Origin of the sequence: Maribacter sp. 1_MG-2023, assembly GCF_030547005.1 — a bacterium.
Lineage (GTDB): Bacteria > Bacteroidota > Bacteroidia > Flavobacteriales > Flavobacteriaceae > Maribacter.
In genome coordinates this window covers 62,377-81,909 of record NZ_JAUOPN010000003.1, presented here as the reverse complement: position 1 = coordinate 81,909, position 19,533 = coordinate 62,377, and the positions used below count along the sequence as shown (strand labels likewise).

The 19,533-nt window shown below is 36.3% G+C and carries 16 protein-coding genes; 9 read left to right on the top strand and 7 right to left on the bottom strand.

From position 1 onward, the window contains the following. The first annotated feature begins 10 nt into the window (after nt 1–10). Genes Q4500_RS04915 through Q4500_RS04905 form a run of 3 tightly spaced genes read left to right on the top strand, consistent with a single transcriptional unit; the run spans nt 11 to nt 5,533 of the window. On the top strand, nt 11–2,371 hold the full coding sequence (locus Q4500_RS04915; RefSeq protein WP_303598616.1) for an ABC transporter permease: 2,361 nt from the start codon (nt 11–13) through the stop codon (nt 2,369–2,371). Nucleotides 2,372–2,409: 38 nt separating this feature from the next. Continuing rightward, complete coding sequence (locus tag Q4500_RS04910) at nt 2,410–4,818, top strand: ABC transporter permease (protein ID WP_303598615.1); 2,409 nt, start codon at nt 2,410–2,412, stop codon at nt 4,816–4,818. Between the two features lie 49 nt (nt 4,819–4,867). Next, entirely contained in the window at nt 4,868–5,533 is a 666-nt protein-coding gene (locus Q4500_RS04905) for an ABC transporter ATP-binding protein (RefSeq protein WP_303598614.1), read from the top strand. Between the two features lie 230 nt (nt 5,534–5,763). Here Q4500_RS04905 and Q4500_RS04900 read toward each other — a convergent pair whose 3' ends face one another. After that, nucleotides 5,764–7,440, bottom strand: a complete 1,677-nt coding sequence (locus Q4500_RS04900) for an amidase (protein ID WP_303598613.1) — start codon at nt 7,438–7,440, stop codon at nt 5,764–5,766. Nucleotides 7,441–7,633: 193 nt separating this feature from the next. Here Q4500_RS04900 and Q4500_RS04895 point away from each other — a divergent pair, with 193 nt between their 5' ends. The 4 genes from Q4500_RS04895 (at nt 7,634) to Q4500_RS04880 (ending at nt 10,555) form a co-directional block, all read left to right on the top strand. Next, nucleotides 7,634–8,776, top strand: coding sequence for an Mrp/NBP35 family ATP-binding protein (locus Q4500_RS04895; protein WP_303598612.1), 1,143 nt, complete (start codon nt 7,634–7,636; stop codon nt 8,774–8,776). A 2-nt stretch (nt 8,777–8,778) separates the two neighbouring features. Continuing rightward, nucleotides 8,779–9,021 (top strand): NifU family protein, encoded by a 243-nt coding sequence (locus Q4500_RS04890; protein ID WP_303598611.1) that lies wholly within the window; start codon nt 8,779–8,781, stop codon nt 9,019–9,021. Between the two features lie 72 nt (nt 9,022–9,093). Beyond that, on the top strand, nt 9,094–10,152 hold the full coding sequence (locus Q4500_RS04885; RefSeq protein ID WP_303598610.1) for an NAD(P)/FAD-dependent oxidoreductase: 1,059 nt from the start codon (nt 9,094–9,096) through the stop codon (nt 10,150–10,152). 70 nt (nt 10,153–10,222) lie between these two features. Continuing rightward, nucleotides 10,223–10,555: a 2Fe-2S iron-sulfur cluster-binding protein gene (locus Q4500_RS04880; protein WP_027065921.1), complete on the top strand. Its 333-nt coding sequence runs from the start codon at nt 10,223–10,225 to the stop codon at nt 10,553–10,555. A gap of 201 nt (nt 10,556–10,756) precedes the next feature. On the opposite strand, the gene Q4500_RS04875 is transcribed toward Q4500_RS04880, so the two are convergent. After that, nucleotides 10,757–12,496, bottom strand: a complete 1,740-nt coding sequence (locus Q4500_RS04875) for an ABC transporter ATP-binding protein (protein WP_303598609.1) — start codon at nt 12,494–12,496, stop codon at nt 10,757–10,759. Nucleotides 12,497–12,660: 164 nt separating this feature from the next. Between Q4500_RS04875 and Q4500_RS04870 the strand changes: the two genes are divergently transcribed. After that, on the top strand, nt 12,661–13,707 hold the full coding sequence (locus Q4500_RS04870) for a YgcG family protein (RefSeq protein WP_303598608.1): 1,047 nt from the start codon (nt 12,661–12,663) through the stop codon (nt 13,705–13,707). A gap of 47 nt (nt 13,708–13,754) precedes the next feature. Further along, nucleotides 13,755–15,932: an acylase gene (locus tag Q4500_RS04865; protein WP_303598607.1), complete on the top strand. Its 2,178-nt coding sequence runs from the start codon at nt 13,755–13,757 to the stop codon at nt 15,930–15,932. Between the two features lie 29 nt (nt 15,933–15,961). Here Q4500_RS04865 and Q4500_RS04860 read toward each other — a convergent pair whose 3' ends face one another. The 5 genes from Q4500_RS04860 to Q4500_RS04840 form a co-directional block, all read right to left on the bottom strand. Further along, nucleotides 15,962–16,615, bottom strand: a complete 654-nt coding sequence (locus Q4500_RS04860; protein WP_303598606.1) for a hypothetical protein — start codon at nt 16,613–16,615, stop codon at nt 15,962–15,964. A gap of 115 nt (nt 16,616–16,730) precedes the next feature. After that, nucleotides 16,731–16,898 (bottom strand): hypothetical protein, encoded by a 168-nt coding sequence (locus Q4500_RS04855; protein ID WP_303598605.1) that lies wholly within the window; start codon nt 16,896–16,898, stop codon nt 16,731–16,733. A gap of 83 nt (nt 16,899–16,981) precedes the next feature. Then, on the bottom strand, nt 16,982–17,344 hold the full coding sequence (locus tag Q4500_RS04850; RefSeq protein ID WP_303598604.1) for a hypothetical protein: 363 nt from the start codon (nt 17,342–17,344) through the stop codon (nt 16,982–16,984). A 4-nt stretch (nt 17,345–17,348) separates the two neighbouring features. Next, a complete protein-coding gene (locus Q4500_RS04845; RefSeq protein ID WP_303598603.1) occupies nt 17,349–18,413 on the bottom strand; it encodes a dipeptidase in 1,065 nt (354 codons plus the stop codon). Between the two features lie 2 nt (nt 18,414–18,415). Continuing rightward, complete coding sequence (locus Q4500_RS04840) at nt 18,416–19,528, bottom strand: D-TA family PLP-dependent enzyme (protein ID WP_303598602.1); 1,113 nt, start codon at nt 19,526–19,528, stop codon at nt 18,416–18,418. Nucleotides 19,529–19,533 lie beyond the last annotated feature (5 nt).

The following is a 19,533-nucleotide window of genomic DNA, read 5'->3' as shown; positions in this document are numbered from 1 at the left end:
AACGAGAACCATGTTTAGAAACTATTTAAAGGTAGCTTGGAGGAATTTAATTCGAAACAAAAGTTTTTCGGTATTGAATATCGTCGGACTCTCAATAGGATTAACTGTTTTTACGCTAATTGTCCTTTGGATAAATTTTGAATTAGGTTTCGATAGATTTCATGAAAACCAAGAGCGTATTTATGAAGTAAACAATCAATATGCTATAGAGGGAGAAATTTGGACATGGAACTCCACGCCAAAAGCAATGGCACCGGCTATTAAAAAAGATTACCCAGAGGTAGATTGGGTGTCTAGATATTATTATGATACACCTTTTTTATTTTCTGTAGATGAAAAGCGAATTAAGGCAACAGGTACAATCGTAGATCCAGATTTCTTACATATTTTCAGCTTTCCATTGGTACAAGGAAATATTGAGAGCGTTTTAAGCGACGTAAACTCCGTAGTAATTACAGAGACATTTGCAAAGAAGATATTCGGTGATAAAGACCCTATTGGTGAACTGGTTAAAATTGACAATGCCGATAGTTTTAAGGTTACGGGTGTATTAAAAGACTTGCCAGATAATACCGACTTTACTTTCGAGTTTTTAGTCCCGTGGGATTATCTAATTCAAAAAGACTGGGATGATAATAACTGGGGAAACAACTCGGTTGCTACATATGTTAAGCTGAAAGAAAATGTTGATTTTAATAACTTTTCGGCGAATATTAAGACCCTACGTAAGAATTATGATAAAGATTCGCCAGATATGGAAACGCTATTGTATCCATTTTCAAGAACCTATTTATATTCAGAATTTGAAAATGGAAAAGAAATAGGGGGAAGAATAGAGTTAATACGAATGTTCGGTTTTATAGCAGCTATAATATTGCTCATCGCCTGTATTAATTTCATGAATTTAAGTACCGCCAGAAGTGAGAAAAGAGCCAAAGAAGTAGGCGTTCGAAAAGTGATGGGAGCTCCTAAAAAGTATTTGATATATCAGTTTTTGGGTGAATCCATGTTGATTTCTTCAATTGCAGCACTACTCGCTTTTGTAATCATACTTTTAGTATTACCCTCATTTAGTAATTTGGTAGGTAAAGAACTCTCTATAGATTTTACAAGTAAAGCGTTTTGGTTATCTGCTATAGGTATTATTTTATTTACGGGAATGTTGGCTGGTAGTTACCCTGCATTATACTTATCTGCATTTAAACCATCTGCAGTATTAAAAGGAACATTTCATAAAGCAAATACATTAATTACACCTAGAAAGGTATTAGTTGTGGTTCAGTTTTCGGTAGCTATTATTTTAATTACCGCTACATTGATTATTACGCAACAACTAGAAAAAGTGCAGGATAGGCAGTTGGGTTATGCAAAAGATAATTTGATATACACTTTTATAGAGGGTGATATTGAAAAGAACTATGGTGCATTAAGGGAAGAACTTTTGAAATCTGGCGCTGCCACTTCAGTAACTAAAACAAGTTCTCCAATTACTGAAAGTTGGAGCAATACTTGGGGTATAGAATGGGAAGGTAAAAAGGAGAATGATAAAACAATCATTTTAAGATTGATGGCTGATGATGCCGTTGTCAAAACCTTAGGTCTGGAACTTTTGGAAGGAAGAGATATAGATCTGCAAAAATACCCTACTGATTCTACCGCAGTAATTTTAAATGAAACGTCGGTTGCATTAATGGGTTTTGAGGACCCAATTGGTGAAATTGTAAACGATAATGGCAAAAAGTGGCATGTAATAGGTGTCGTAAAAGATTTTGTCTTCAATTCCCCTTTTCAGAAAATTGAACCCTTGGTTATTGAAGGGGCAAAAGGTTGGTTCAATGTCGTTCATATGAAATTGAATGAGGCAAATACCACAGCAAATAATTTGGCTACGATAGAGCGCGTGTACAAAAACTATAACCCAGAGTATCCATTTAATTATGACTTTGTAGATGGCGAGTATGCCAAGAAATTCAGTGATCAACAGATAACGAGCAAGCTTGCCGGACTATTTACTTTGCTGACCATTTTAATTTCTTGTTTAGGTTTATTTGGTTTGGCAAGTTACATGGCAGAAAATCGAATTAAAGAAGTAGGTATTAGAAAAGTATTAGGTGCTTCGGTTGGTACTATTGTAACGCTATTATCAAAAGACTTTTTAAAACTAGTAGGTATTTCTATTTTAATTGCAATACCTGTTTCGTGGTATTATATGTCTAATTGGTTAGAAGATTTTGCATTTAGAATAACTATTTCTTGGTGGGTTTTTGTAATCGCCGGAGTATTAACACTGGTAATCGCTTTAGTCACGGTAAGTTTCCAAGCCGTAAAAGCAGCAAGGGCAAACCCGGTAAAAAGTTTACGAACGGAGTAATATAAAAGTCATCAATCAATCAAAATGTTAATCAAATCATGTTTAAGAATTACATAAAAATCGCTTGGCGAAACTTGTTTAAGAATAGGGTATTTACTGCTGCAAATATCGTTGGACTTACTTTAGCATTTGCGGTGGCGTTGTTGTTGACCATGACAGCTTTATTTGAGTTGTCTTATGATCAATTTCATGTAAATAAGGCATCTACCTATCAAGTGTATTATTCAAACCAGACACCAAAAGGTTCCGATATTTCTACAGCTAATCCGGTGCCTTTTGCTCCTGCTTTAAAAGAAGAGGTGCCAGGTGTAAAACATATATCAAGGGCATTGAGTGAAAATGCGCTAGTGTCTTACGGCGATAATGATTTTAATTTAGATGCCGAGTATGTAGATGCAGATTTTTTTTCCATTTTTAGTTATCCAACACTTGCGGGCAATAACAATAAACCCATACAAGATCAAAACTCAATAACCCTTACAGAAGAGGCATCTAAAAAGTTATTTGGTACTACAGATGCTATAGGTAAAACGGTGAAGGTGCTCATAGGTAAAGACGAGAAACCATTTAAGGTTTCAAGCATTCTAAAAAGCATACCAGATAATAGTAGTGTTAGTTTTGATATTGCTATCCCTTTCGATAGTCATTGGGAATACAAAGAGAATATAGATATTTGGGATGCTCGTAATCATCCAGTATATGTTCAATTGGAAGACGGAGTATCTAAATCTCAGTTTGAAAAAAGTACGGTAGATTTCACTTTACTGCATAACGAAGAGTTAATAAATAATATGAAACGCGATGGCGCACAGCCAGATATTAATGGTAATTATGCTCAACTAGGTTTGTTATCATATATCGACAAACGCTTTGCGAATTTTAATTCTGGGGTATTAAATGTAAAAAGAACTTTCCCGTATATGATTCTGGGTATTGCCTTTTTAATCATTTTCATAGCCTGTGCCAATTTTGTCAACATGAATATTGCTTTAGGCGAAAAACGTTTGAAAGAAATAGGCATGAGAAAAACATTAGGTGCTGTAAAAGGGCAACTTTTTGGTCAATTTTGGTTAGAAAGCCTATTGGTGTTTGCCATAGCAATTGTTTTAGCATTGGTGCTATCTAACTTGCTTATAAATCCATATAAGACCTTATTTAATACAAATGCAACTTTTGCGAACTTAATGACACCAACAATTCTTGGTAGTTTTTTGTTAGGTATATTATTAGTGACTTTGGTTACCGGTGGTTACCCTGCTTTATTGTTAAGTAAGCTAAATACCTTAAAAGCTTTGAAAGGCAAATGGGAATTGGGTAAAAACGGAGTTAGAAATGCGTTGATTGTAGTGCAATTTGTAATTGCAATTGTATTGATAACGGGCACTTTGGTTTTTCAAGGTCAAATTCAATTTATGAGAAATAAAAATCTCGGATTCAATAAAGAACAAGTAGTATCAATACCATTAAACGGAAAGAAAGATAGTTATCGCGTGGTAGAACTTTTAAGAAATGAGCTGCAGGGTAATGGTAATATTTTAGCCGTTAGTGGATCAGACAATAATTTAGGGCGTGGTAAAGACGGTAGCATCTCTAGCAGTGTTTTGGGTTTTGAATATAAGGGTAGGATTGTACATAGCAATGTGCTTACGGTTGATTATGATTATGCAAAAACCTTAGATTTACAGTTGGTAGAAGGTCGTATGTTCAGTAAAGAATATAGTGCAGATAGCTTAAGCATGGTTATTAACGAAGCAATGGTGAAGGAGTTGAATGAAAAAGAAAATCCGTTAGCGACAAGAGTATATTTTGATGAAGATTCTGTAGCGTATAATGTCATTGGAGTATTAAAAGACTTTAATCATCAAGATGTTAGTAAAAGTATTGAGCCATTAACCTTTTTTCTAGATAGAGATTACGAGTTGTATTACGCTTACGTAAAAGTGGCACCTGCAGATATGGCAAAATCCTTCGATGCAATAAAAAATGCATGGCAAAAAATTGAGCCTAATGCTGAGTTTCTGGGGTCTTTCTTAGATGAAAATATAGATAGAACATTTAGGCGAGAAAAAACAATGGCAACCATTGTTACGGCAGGTTCTGTTCTAGGTATTGTGCTTAGCTGTATAGGTTTGTTCGCTATGTCGCTATTGGTTGTTGCTCAACGAACAAAAGAAATAGGTGTGCGTAAGGTAATTGGTGCAAGCACATCGTCAATAACCATATTGTTAACCAAAGATTTTTTGAAATTGGTGGGTATAGCGTTTGTTATAGGAACACCCATTTCATGGTATGTTTTAGATCAATGGCTTCAAGATTATGCATTCAGAGTACCGTTAAGTATCTGGTTTTTTATTGGTGCGGGATTGTTAATTGCTTTATTGACAGTTGGTGCAAGAACCATGAAAGCAGCAGCGGCAAACCCAGTAAAAAGTTTAAGAACAGAGTAATAATAAAGATTTAACAAACAATCACTAATCAACTAATTCACTATATAAAATGTTATTACAATTAAGAAATATTTTCAAATGGGTACAGCTAGGCGGTCAACGTATTTTTTTGTTGAAGGATATTAACTTAGAAGTTCAAGAAGGGGAGTTCATTTCAATTATGGGTCCGTCGGGATCAGGGAAGTCTACTTTACTTAATGTTATCGGTATGCTAGATACTTTTGATGAAGGAGAATATGACTTTTTGAACGAATCGGTTCATTCTTTAAAAGAGAAATATCGCTCTAATTTGTATAAGGAGTACATAGGTTTTGTATTTCAATCATATCATTTGTTAGATGATTTAACGGTAGAAGAAAATTTAGAAATGCCTTTGTTGTATAAAAAAATAAAGAGCTCTGAGCGCAAAGCTTTGGTGGCTGATATGTTAGATAGATTTAGTATTGTAGGTAAAAAAGACTTGTTTCCTACGCAGTTGAGTGGTGGTCAGCAGCAGTTAGTAGGTGTAGCCCGTGCATTAATTGGTAAGCCGAAATTAATATTGGCAGATGAGCCGACCGGTAATCTAAACTCGCAACAAAGTGAAGAAATAATGCAGCTTTTTAAGAAACTAAACAAAGAAGAAGGCGTAACTATTATTCAAGTAACACACTCCGAAAAGAATGCAGCGTACGGTTCAAGAATCATCAACCTTTTAGATGGCAGAAAGATTTAGTCTTGAAATATGTAAAATGACACTTCGATTGCTGTCGAGAACTTATTTATTAGAATATAATTTACGAATGTCAGTTCGAGTGCCCCTTATTCAATTTTTTCATTGAATAAGAGGTGTACTTCGGCTGAGCTCAGCAGAACTATCGAGAACCTTTTGAAAACAAATAGTTTCCTTCTCAATTGAAATTGCTTTATTCCAACAACCAACAACCAACAACCAACAACCAACAGCTAATCCGTATACCCTTCAGGATGCATTTCGTCAAACTCAGTTTGATCCTGAAAAGCTTTTGCTAACAAAAGAATGCTCGCTTCATCGTACAGGTTACCAACTAAAGTAATACTCGTAGGGTGTTTTTCTTTGTCCAGACCAGTAGGTATAGCTATTACAGGGTGGCCGGTAAGGTTGGTGATAATTAATTGTCGATTCCCAAAAGTTGGGGATATAAGCACATCATAGTTTTTCATGATAGCCTGCATTTTTTCAATAAGCACTTGTCTATGTCGGTTGGCTTGTATGTATTCTACTGCAGGTATAAAACGTGCTTGCCGTAGGGAGTTTGCTCTAGAGCGTTGTGTTTGTTCTACCATTTTATCCACTTCTTCTGCACGTACCATGTCATCAAAGAAAGCACCCGCTTCTGCTCTTAGAATAACGTCAAAACTATTATAGGGTACATCTTTCGGTAGTTCCACTTCGGTTAGCGTTAGCCCCATTTCTTTAAAAGTCTTCAATGCCTTTTCAAGGTTGTCTTTACTTAAAGAGGTGTCTTTTTCAATATCCTTTTTTAGGTATCCAATTCTTAGCGATTTGTAGTTTTTTTGAGGTTCGAATCCGTCAGGGTAATCTGTGGTCATTCCGTCCTTTGGATCTTTACCTGTAATCACGCTATATACAATAGTACAATCTTCTGCACTTCTAGCCATTGGACCTACTTTATCCATAGACCAACTTAAGCTCATTACCCCGTGTCTACTAACTCTACCATAAGTTGGGCGTAAACCTGTAATTCCGTTTCTATTACTTGGCGATGTTATGGAGCCCAACGTTTCTGTACCCAAAGCAAAAGGGACTAATCCTGCTGAGGTTGCAGATCCAGAACCTGCAGATGATCCTGTGGCACCTTGTGTGGTATCCCACGGATTTTTAGTTTTTCCATCGAACCAAACATCTCCCCTTGCCAAAGAACCTGATACTAATTTTGCAACTAATACTCCACCTGCATCTTGTAATTTTTGAACCACGGTTGCAGTCATTTCAATTTGTTGGTTACGGTATGGTTCAGCGCCCCACGTTGTTTTATAACCTTCGACCGCTATTAAATCTTTTACGCCGTAAGGTATGCCATGCAAAATTCCGCGATAGTTCCCAGCAGCCAGTTCGGCATCTAAATCTTTGGCTTGTTCCAATGCCATTTCTTCTGTGATGGTAATGGTACATTCTAAAACCGGATTATATTTTTTTAATCGGGCTATAAAGAATTCGGTTAGTTCAAGAGAACTAATTTTATGACTTTTAATAAGAGATGCAAGTTGGGGAATGGAGTAAAAAGCAAGGTCAGCTTCTTTGTTTGGTAGTTCTACGTTATCGGCAATTTTCCATTCAGGGAATCCCGCTTGTGCTTTTGGGGTGAAGTTTAGGGGTAGGGGATTAAACTGTATTGCAGGTACGACGTCGTTATCTAAGGTGTATTTCCGCAAGGTATCAAAACCTTCTTTATTCCTTTTTAGATAGGGGTATAGGGTGTCAATATATTTTTTATCGAAATCTAATCCCACTAATTTTTGGGATCGTTTTACATCCTTTTTAGAGAATTCATTTTTTGAACTAGAGCAGGATGTAATGAGTAGGAAAGTAAAGAGACCAAGAAATGAAAATAAAACTATTCTTTTGGTATTGTGGTACATGAGTTGCGTTTTAAAGAAGATTCTAAAATACGGTTTTTAGATAGTTTATTTCTGTCTGTAAATCATAAATAATAGAGAATTGAATTTCTGTTAATAAGAGGTTTTAATTATAATGGCATCTTCATTTTCAATACGCTAACTTCATAATCTAACATCTAAGGATTATCTTTGTTGTTTAGAATGAATTTATATAATGAAGATAGATAAGAAGGATATTTTAAAGGCATTGGAACATATTACCGTTCCTGGGGAAGGTCAAAACATGGTAGAAAGTGGTGCAGTTACCAATATCCAAATTTTTGGCGATGAGGTTGAGGTAGATATTACTATTACAAACCCAAGCCTACAAGCACGTAAAAAGACTGAGGTAGAGATTTTAAAAATTATTCATAAAGAAGTTTATGAAAAAGCGAAAATTAAAATCAATGTTAAGGTCGATGCTCCTGCTGCAAAGCCGAAAGTAAATGAGATAAAAGGTAAAGCAATACCAGGTATTTCTAATATTATAGCGGTAGCCTCTGGTAAAGGTGGGGTAGGTAAATCTACCGTAACAGCTAACTTGGCAGTTACTTTGGCAAAAATGGGCTTTAAAGTAGGTTTGTTAGATGCCGATATCTACGGACCATCAATGCCCATAATGTTCGATGTCGCTAATGATAAACCACTTGCAGTAAATGTAGATGGTAAATCTAAAATGAAGCCGGTAGAAAGTTATGGCGTTAAACTATTATCAATTGGCTTTTTTACACAAAGAGATCAAGCTGTAATTTGGAGAGGACCAATGGCTTCTAAAGCACTGAATCAAATGATTTTTGATGCACATTGGGGCGATTTAGACTTTATGTTGATCGATTTACCACCAGGTACAGGCGATATACACTTAAGTATTATGCAAGCCTTACCAATAACCGGAGCTGTTGTAGTGAGTACACCACAAGAAGTTGCACTTGCCGATGCTAGAAAAGGTGTGGCAATGTTTCAGCAAGACTCTATAAACGTACCTGTTTTGGGAATTGTAGAGAATATGGCATACTTTACACCTGCAGAGTTGCCAGATAATAAATATTATATTTTTGGTAAAGAGGGTGCAAAACACCTTGCGGAAGATTTAAATGTACCTTTTTTAGGAGAAATGCCATTAGTACAAAGTATTCGTGAAGCTGGTGATGTTGGTAGACCAGCAGCATTACAAACGGCTACACCGGTAGAAAAAGCATTTGAAGAATTGACAAAAAAGATTGTCAGTGAGGTAGTTTCTAGAAATGAAACATTACCGCCTACAGAAGCAATTAAGATTACAACGATGGCGGGTTGTTCGCCTGTTAATAAAAAATAGATATGACATCAGCAGAACTAAAATTAAATGTTGAAAAAGCATTAGAAGAAATCAGACCTTTTTTACAAAGTGATGGTGGTGATATTACATTAGTTTCTATTGATGATGAATCTTCTGTTAAAGTAAGGCTAGAAGGTGCTTGTGTTGGGTGTAGTGTAAATCAAATGACCCTAAAAAGTGGTGTTGAAATGACGATAAAAAAATACGCGCCACAGATACAAGAAGTTATTAATATTGCAGGTTAAATCCTGATAATTGTCATAATTTTTAAGACGATAGATTGATAATTTTGAAGGGTATTACAAAGAATTGAAGTAATGATTAAGACCGATATATTGATAATTGGCGCGGGACCTACGGGTCTTTTTGCCGTTTTTGAAGCAGGACTCCTGAAGCTAAAATGCCATTTAGTAGATGCTTTGCCACAGGCGGGCGGACAGTGTTCTGAAATTTATCCTAAAAAACCTATTTATGATATCCCTGGTTTTCCAGAGGTGTTGGCGGGAGATTTGGTAGATAATTTAATGGAGCAAATAAAGTCTTTTCAACCAGGGTTTACTCTAGGTGAGCGTGCAGAAACAATCAAAAAATTAGATGACGGTACATTTGTAGTAACCACAAATAAAGGTACTGAGCATAATGCGCCGGTTGTTGCTATAGCTGGTGGATTAGGGAGTTTTGAGCCAAGAAAACCATTGTTAGATAATTTGTCAAAATTTGAAGATAACGGTGTAGCTTATATGATCAAAGATCCTGAGGTGTATCGTGATAAGAAAGTAGTCATAGCCGGTGGTGGAGATTCTGCCCTAGACTGGAGTATTTTTTTAGCTGATGTAGCCTCTCAAGTAACTTTGGTGCATAGGAGAAACGAATTTAGAGGTGCCCTGGATTCTGTTGAGAAAGTTCAGGAATTGAAAAATTCAGGAAAATTGAACTTGATTACCCCAGCAGAAATTATAGCTCTAAATGGAGAAGAGAAATTAGAATCTGTTTTAATCAGAAAGATTTCTGATGCTAAGGAAGAGATTACTTTAGAGGTAGATAACTTTATTCCTTTATTCGGACTCTCTCCAAAATTAGGTCCCATTGGCGACTGGGGATTAGAGATAGAGAAAAATGCTATTAAAGTAGATACGTTCGATTATCAAACCAATATTCCAGGAATATATGCCATAGGTGATGTAAATACATACCCAGGCAAATTAAAACTGATTCTTTGTGGTTTTCATGAGGCAACGCTAATGTGCCAAAGTGCTTTTCAAAAAATTTATCCAGATAAAAAGTATGTCATGAAATATACTACCGTAGGTGGTGTAAGTGGTTTTGACGGAACCAAAAAAGAAGCGCCAAAAGCAGTAGTAAAAGCGATTGAATAAATAAACTAAAATGTCATCCTGAGCGCAGTCGAAAGGCTACAACGCTATAAGTTTGAAAAATTATTATTGAATGACCGATATCAAAATAAAAATAACTGACCGCGATGGAGTGTTGCACGAGATAGATGCCCCAACGGATATGAACATGAATCTAATGGAAGTAGTTCGTTCATACGAATTAGCACCAGAAGGTACAATTGGTATTTGTGGCGGTATGGCTATGTGTGCTTCATGTCAATGTTATGTGTTGTCAGATACTGAACTTCCAGAAATGGGTGATGATGAAGAAGCTATGTTATCTGAAGCATTTAATGTAAAAGATAATTCACGTTTAGGTTGTCAATTACATATCACTGAAGATATGGACGGGCTAGAAGTAGAGCTTGCACCAGAAGAGCTATAAACGGCATTGCGAGGAAACTAGATTTAATTGAGCTTGACGAAGCTATCTGCTGAATTAATTTTAAAAGCTCGTGTTACTCTATGTTTGAAAATAAATTTTTAATTTCCAAAAGCCAAAAGCCAAAAGCCAAAAGCCAAAAGCCAAAAGCCAAAAGCCAAAAGCCAAAAGCCAAAAGCCAAAACCCAAAAGCCAAAAGCCAACTTATATCCTAGCCTGGTACGTAAACAAGTTATGGTATCTGCCTTCTTTTGCAATCAACTCTTCGTGAGTGCCTTGTTCTGCAATACGTCCATTTTCAATAACTAAAATTTGATTTGCTTTTCTAATAGTGCTTAATCTGTGGGCAATGACGAAAGTTGTTCTTCCTTTGGTAAGTTCGGCTAAGCTCTTTTGAATTAAAGCTTCACTTTCGGTATCAAGGTTAGAGGTAGCTTCGTCAAGAATTAGTATTCTAGGGTTTGCTAAAACCGCACGTGCGATAGCAATACGTTGTCGTTGTCCGCCAGATAATTTTACGCCGCGTTCTCCAATAACCGTATTTAATCCTTCTTCAAATCTATCTGTAAATTCATCAACGTAAGCTGCTTTGATTGCGGCTTTTAACTCTTCTTCAGAAGCGCCTGGTCTAGGAAAAAGGATGTTTTCTCTAATAGTACCTTCAAATAGAAAATCGTCTTGTAAAACAACACCCAAGTACTGTCTAAAACTGGTGAGGTCAACTTTTGATAAATCCGTTCCATCAATGGTAATCTCCCCCGAATCAGGATTCAAGAAACTAGCTGCCAAACCTGCGATTGTAGATTTCCCTGAGCCAGAACTACCAACAAGTGCTATGACATCGCCAGATTTTGCTTCAAAACTGATGTTATGTAAAACATCTTTGTCTTCTTCGTAGGCAAATGATACATCATTGAAAACCATATCACCTTTAATGTTAGAAAGCGTAATAGTTCTATCTTTTTCATCAGATTCAGAAACCTTGTTCATTAACTCTTCAGTACGATCTAAACCGGCTAAAGCTTCTGTTAATTGGCTACCTATATTACTCATTTGAACAATTGGTGCTACCATTAGGGCAAGAAGAAAAGTAAACTCAAAATACTCACCTGTGGTTAATTCTCCCTGCATCATTTTGTAACCGCCAAAGCCCATCATAATACCTGTAGTTGCCAAGCCTAACAAGAAAGTAGAAGCGCTGGTCATAAATGCCGTAGCTGTTAAACTCTTCTTTACATTTTGGTATAATTTATCTACACCCTCTTCAAAAACCTTACTTTCTTGCTCTTCGGCATTAAATCCTTTTATAACACGAATACCACCAAGGGTTTCTGTCAATCTTCCTTTTACTTCCGCATTTATTTTTCCACGTTCCCTGAAAACAGGTCTTATAATTTTAAAAGCTTTCAGTGCGATCAGTGCAAAAAGAATAAGGGGTACAAAAGTCAATAGTGTCATTGTAGGGCTAATTCTAAGTAATAAAATTAGAGAAACTACGGCGGTAATTGTACCACCTACAAGCTGCACGAGTCCGGTGCCTATTAAGTTTCTTACACCTTCAACATCACTCATAATTCTAGAAACTAAAGAGCCTGATTTTGTATTGTCAAAAAAGCGAATAGGTAGTGAAAGTACCTGTTTTTGTACTTGAGATCGCAATTCAGAAATCATGAACTGCGCCTGAATACTTAGTACTTTAGTTAATAAGAAAGACATAACTGCCTGCACTAAAAAAGCAAAAATTACAACAGCGACCAATATTTTTAATAGGTCGTAATCTTTATTGGGTACAATATCATCTAAAAAATACCGTAGCGACACCGGAGCAACAAAACTTGATGCTTTACTAATTATAATGAGTAATAAACCTAGCAAAACCAGTTTTCTACGCGGCCATATAATAGTCTTAAATGCGGTTAGGATACTTACTTTTTTTTCTGCCATATCTGTTTAATTTTCTACTGCCTTGTCGAGCGAAGTCGAGACTAAAAGACAACAAGTCGCAAGTTACTTCAATTCTAAAGTTTTACCGAATCTAGAATAGGTTTTGATAATCACTATTTGTGTCAATAAAGGTTTTTATATTTGAGTATCCTGATTACCGACCGATGCTTAAAAAAATTATTTTCTTTTTTCTGTTAGTTACGTTTTACGCGAATGCGCAAGACCAATACTATGAGTTACGAGATTTTGTAACTGATAGTGCAGGTATTTTCACTTCAAGTCAGGTATTAGAATTAAATAACCGATTAGTTGAACTGGAAGAGAAAACTACAAATCAGTTAGTGGTAGTTACGATTGAAGAATTAGGGTATGATACTATTGAAACCTATGCAAATGCGTTATTCAACCAAAACGGGATTGGTCAAGAAGGTAAAGATAATGGGCTATTGATTCTATTCTCAGAATTAGATAGAGAAGTTAGAATAGAAGTTGGCTCTGGATTAGAACCGTACATTACAGATGCCGTTGCCTCAAGAATTATTAGAAATACGATGATTCCTAATTTTAAAGAAGAGGCGTATTTTACGGGTATTAACGAGGCTAGTAATCAGCTTATAGAGTTTCTTGATAATCCAGAAGCACTTGACGAGTTTAAACAAGAAATTGAAGACGAAGAAAGTAATAACCAGCTTATAGGCTATATATTTCTTGGGTTCTTTCTTTTGATTTTTGTCGGCGTAGGCGGTTTTTTCTTTTATAGAAGTTATAAGAATATCATTGAAGTTTTTCGTGGAATGCTCATGGGTAAACTTGGAGTATTACCAGGATTGTTTATGCTGATTGCAGGTTCATTATCATCTCTATTCGGTTTGGTTTTTATGCTAGCTCCAGCAACTGTTGCTTATAGTATACTTACATCTAGTCAATCTATAATGGGAGAGATTGTAGATAATCCAAAATTATTATTATGGGTATTACTTCCATTTTTTGGTATTGCTGTAATCATTGCTTTTATAAAGCTAAAGCTATCAGGTAAAGACGATTTGAATATATCTTGGGTCAAAAATGACAAGTCTTATTACAGAAAAACATTCTCTTCTTCAGGCACACATTCTTTCAGTTCGGGTAGTAGCTCTTCTGGCAGTAGTTCAAGTTTATTTTCCGGTGGCGGAGGAAGTTCTGGTGGTGGTGGATCTAGCGGTAGTTGGTAAAAATCAAGTACATTTATACATCTCAAGAATTTATTAAAATAGTAGCAATGAACAGAATTATTTATTTGTTGGCATTTGTATTGGTTTTATCATGTAAGACTAATAAGCCAGAGAAGGGTGAAATTGAAAAATGGGAAGCTCATGCTGCGAATGTTGAAATAATACGAGACGATTTTGGAGTGCCCCATATTTATGGTAAGTCAGACGCCGATGCTGTTTTTGGCTTGCTATATGCGCAGTGCGAAGATGATTTTAATCGCGTGGAGCAAAATTACATTTGGGCGACTGGTAGGCTGGCAGAAGTAGATGGTGAAGAAGCTTTGTATAGTGATTTACGTGCGAAGCTATTTATGACAGAAGAAGAGGCTAAAGCAAATTATGAAAAGAGTCCCGCTTGGTTGAAAGAATTATGTGATGCCTTTGCCGATGGGGTTAATTATTATTTATACACGCACCCAAAAGTAAAATCGAGATTGTTGACTCATTTCGAACCGTGGATGCCGATGTATTTTAGTGAAGGATCTATTGGCGGAGATATTGAGCGTATTTCAACAAAGAAGATAGCTGCTTTTTATGAAAGTGATATGGAATTGCCGAAAATGGAGGCGATAAAGCTAAAAAAAGAAAAAGAAGTAGAAGAACCACAAGGGTCTAACGGTATTGCTATTTCAGGTAAGTTAACCCAATCTGGTAATCCATTATTATTAATCAATCCTCATACCTCGTTTTATTTTAGGGGAGAAGTTCATGTAGTTTCTGAGGAAGGATTAAATGCTTATGGAGCGGTAACGTGGGGTCAGTTTTTCGTTTACCAAGGATTCAATGAGAAAACAGGGTGGATGCATACATCAACATATACGGATGTTATGGATGAATTTAAGGAAACGATTATTAAGAATGATGATAATTTATTCTATCAATATGGAGAAGAATTACGACCTGTACAATCATCTGAGATAGTGTTGAAATATTTGGATGGTAAAAAGTTGAAAGAGAAAAAATATCTGGCATATAGAACCCACCACGGACCAATAACTCACGTTGCCGAAGGGCAGTGGACAGCATCTGCCATGATGTGGGAACCGGTAAAAGCATTAGAGCAGTCCTTTATACGGTCTAAGCAAAGCGGCTATAAAGGATTTCGGGAGATGATGGATATCCGTACCAATTCAAGTAATAACACCGTGTATGCAGATGCTGAAGGAAACATCGCTTATTTTCATGGTAATTACGTTCCAAAACGAGATGTTCAATTTGATTATACAAAACCGGTTGATGGTAGTAATCCTAAAACTGATTGGCAAGGCTTACATTCCGTTGATGAAAATATCTTAGTTCTTAATCCAGAAAATGGGTGGATACAAAATTGTAATTCTACACCCTATACATCAGCTTTAGAATTTAGCCCTAAGAAAGAAGATTACCCAAATTACATGTCTAAAGACCAAGAGAATTTTAGAGGGGTTCATGCAATAGAATTATTAACGGATAGAAAAGGATATACGGTAGATAGCTTAATTCAATTAGCGCATGACCCTTACTTGCCAGCCTTTGAAGCGTTGATACCTGGTTTGGTGAAAACTTATTATTCTAATAACGACCAGAATCCGAAGTTAAGGGAACCAATAAAGATCCTCGAAGATTGGGATTATACCACAGGCGAAGATCAAGTAGCTATGACTTTGGCACATTTTTATGGTACTGCAATGGGTAAAAGAGCAAAACACCCAGAGAACATTAGTGATATGGAACGAATGACCTATTTCGGTACACATACAGAAGAATCGTTGAGAATTTTTGAAGAAGTAATCGATCAGTTAACAGCTGATTTTGTGACATGGAAAATACCATGGGGAGAGGTCAATAGATATCAAAGAATTACAGGAGATATCGTTCAGCAATTCGATGATACAAAGCCTAGTATTCCTATTGGTTTTGCTTCAGGAAGGTGGGGAGCATTGGCTGCTTATGGCACGCGTTATACCACAGAAGGGGCAAAGAAAATATACGGTACCAGAGGTAATAGTTTTGTAGCAGTTGTAGAATTTGGAGAGAAGGTGCAAGCTAAAAGTATGTTGGCTGGCGGACAAAGTGGATATCCTTCTTCACCACATTTTGATGATCAAATTATTAGATATAAGAATGTAAATTGGAAAAAAGTTCCTTTTTATCGTGAAGATGTTTTGAAAAGGGCAGAAGAGACTTATGTACCTGGTAAACGATAATTTTAAAGGTGAATAAAAGCAGAACAGTTCTACATTGATTCTTTTGTAACAATCAAGGTTGCTTTAGAACCTGCAGATAATAACCATTTATTAGAATAGATTAATTCACCTTTGTCATTGTAAACATCTACCTGTGCGGTATTCGGCGCTGAAGAACCATGGTTTAAAGCTTCGAAGTCTAAGCGATTAAAACCATCTTGTAAATCAACATTAATACCTTTGAATGCACCTGTTAACAAAAGGTTCTGTTCAACAACCATATCGTTCATATATATTTTTACACGATCGCCATCTACATATTCATGATCTCTGCATACTATGCCTATAAATTTTCCGCTACTCTTTACATCGCCTAGATATTGGTCTGCAAAATACTGACCAGAACCACCTAATCGTTCTCCGGGACCAATGCGTGGATCTATTTTCATACCTGCACCTGCTTGTACCAATTCTTCATCGCGTAACATTTTTACAGGGTTGGGTGTTGTCATATCTACACTGGGCTGTTCTTTAATTAAATTAGGCATATTAAGAACAGATCCCTTATTTGGAGCACCACTAGAATTAATAGGGTTTACCTTATCAATCTTAAGCGGTTTTGATGTAGGTAAATCTGTTTGAGCAGAGACCTTAATCGCAGCAAAAGAGAATAAAATAATAAAAAGAAAAAAAAGTTTTCTCATCGAATATTAAATATGATGAAATAAAGATAACAAATACCCTGCCATGGGTACTTAAGGCTTCGTTAAAAAACTGTCGATTGAACTGTAATTCGTTGAAATGTTTGTTCTGACGGACTTAATCAGAATCTTCTTCTTGTTTTTGCTCGGTTTTGATAAAATTGCCGTTGATCATTTTTTCTTCTTCATATATAACATTTGATATGCCTACCATAAATGCAGCAATGAGAAGTATTAGCTTTCTTTTTAACCAAAGAAAGGCTTTGTTTATTTTTTTGAAATACATAATAGTGATGATAAATGGTGAATACTAGTTATCATATGTGTACGCTTGGCACACATTAAAATAGCTTCAGAAGCTATGTTCTATTATGCGATTCTTTGATATTTAGAAGTGATTGTTTTACAAAGAAAAACAGCATTGTTTATGGAAGATTGGTAGACTAAGTGGTTATCCTTTTGAACGCTTATAGCTTGTTTGGTGCTAATACCGTAATTTTTAGATAAAATGATAAAAGCAATATAAACGTCGGCAATAGAAGAGATAAATGCAATACTGTTAATTTCATACGTCGCAGCATTGTTTTCTGAATGTTGGGCATGTTGAGAAGGAGCGTATGAAGAAATTTCAAAATTAGCATGCGTAGTATGCCTATAATTAAGATTACAGTGCTGTACTGTAAGTCCGATTAAAAGACATAACGATACTAAATATGTACAAATCTTCTTCACTAAACTATTTTAAATTTCGTCTTAGAAAGTTAATGAAATTTCCGTTCATAATTTTCTCAATGTCCGGTTGCGTATAACCTCTATCTTCTAGTAATCCTATAATTTTCTGTAAATCAGCAATAGTATCGACATCTGCGGGGCCTTGTTCTGTTCCGAATCCGCCATCAAGATCAGAGCCAATACCAACGTGATTTGCGTTACCAGCCAATTGGCAAATATGGTCGATATTATCTAGTGTCTGCTGTAGACTTACGTTTGCAGATTGCGGAGTAGAAACACCTCTTTCCCAAGTTGGTGTCATCATCCAGGCATCTAAGACCACACCGATAACCCCTTTTCTACCAATGATTTCCTTTAACTGCTCATCGGTAAATTGTCTATGATGATTTACTAATGCTCTACAATTATTATGGCTTGCCCAAAGTGGTCCGTCATAATTCACCATCGTTTCCCAAAAACTTAGGTCGCATAAATGGGTGACATCAAGTATAATACCTAGTCGTTGAATTTCTTTAAGAAGCTCTCTTCCTTTAGTTCCGATGCCGCCTACTGAATTTGTTCCGTGAGCATAAGTACCCGGACCATAATGTGCCGGACCAATAGCTCTTAAGCCTGAATCATAAGCTTTCTGAAGGTATGAGATATCAACGATAGAATCTGCACCTTCAAGACTAAGTAAATAGCCAATAGGCTTCTTTTCTTCGTCCGTTTTCCAAAGTGCTAAGTGCGCATCAAGTTGGGTTTTGTTGGTAATCTGAACCATTTCACCGGCATCTTCCATGCTTTTATACCACGCTAGCTGCCCTTGGGTATGCGCCCATGCCTGTTGGGGCGATTTCCATCCCTGCAGGCTATTGTCTTTATGCACATAACGAGCAATTTGCGTCGCCATACAGAGTCCGACATTCCCCTTTCTCATCGCATCTAAAGAAACGGTATTAGTACCACGGCCAGGTTTATCGGTTAAACCCTGTTCACTTTTTCTAATTTCATCAATAGACCAAGTCAGGTCGCGATTCCAGTCCATGGCATTCATAGAAAGGTCTAAATGGGCATCGAATATAATCATGATTAAATAGTAGTTTTTTGTGTTCTGGCGGTTACCGGCCAATAGTCGATAACGGCTTTATCTTTTATCACTGTAAGTGTGTCGTATTTTGCAACAGTTGGGCAAATATGCTTAGGTATGGCATAATGAACATCACCCACTTCTGGGATAGTCAGATCATCATACTCTACCACTAAATGCTCTTCAGATTGGCTTATTTGTTTACTGTGTTTTAAGTCTAAAAATTCAATTCTAGGAAAGGGCATTTCAGGAGCAACCGATTTATGACCAAGATCGAAACATAGAATACCAGTAGTTGGTTTGCTTACTATTCTTGTAAACAATATTGCAGCTGGTAAAAAGCCCATTTCTGGAAATAGATTTCCATAACCAGAATCCCAAAGAAGTGTTGTTCCGGGGCTGGTATCAACATTTTGGCGTTTACAGTGAAAAGGAAACGTTGGTGAACCGCCAACTACAATTTTTGGGCTAGGTATGTTTTTATCTTCAATACTTTTCTTTAAGTCGATTACCGCTTCGAAAGCTGTATTACAATCTTGCTCTCTAAGGGTAACATCTGTATTGCGCAAATTACCATCGTAAACGTGAAGTCCTTCTGTAATTAAGTATTTATTCTCATATAATTGAGTATACAATTCTAAAGCATCGTGGTCTGGTATGATTCCTGTTCTGTTCATACCATTATTAATATCTACCCAAAGCGGAATTTTAATGTGATGATATTTTGCAAGTTCACTAAGAATTTTAAGTGTTTTAGAATTATCTACAATGGTCGAGAATTTGGTGCTCGGGTATTTTTTAATCAATTCAATAAAACGCTTTGCGTTTGCACCAACGGGTTGCATTGCTAATAATACGTCAACAGCATCGCAGTCACCAAGTAGTTCTGCTTCAGCAATAGTGGCGCATTTGAATTTTTGAATTCCGCGCTCCATCTGCATGTTGATGATATTGGCATTTTTATAGGTTTTTACATGCGGACGTAGCCGATTTACATCACCAATCATAGAAATCATCAAGTCGATGTTATGTAGAATTCTATCTGGATACACCAATAAGGAAGGAGAAATAACTCCGTCTGTTTTATCTATAGAATACCAATTTTCGTTTGCCATAACTG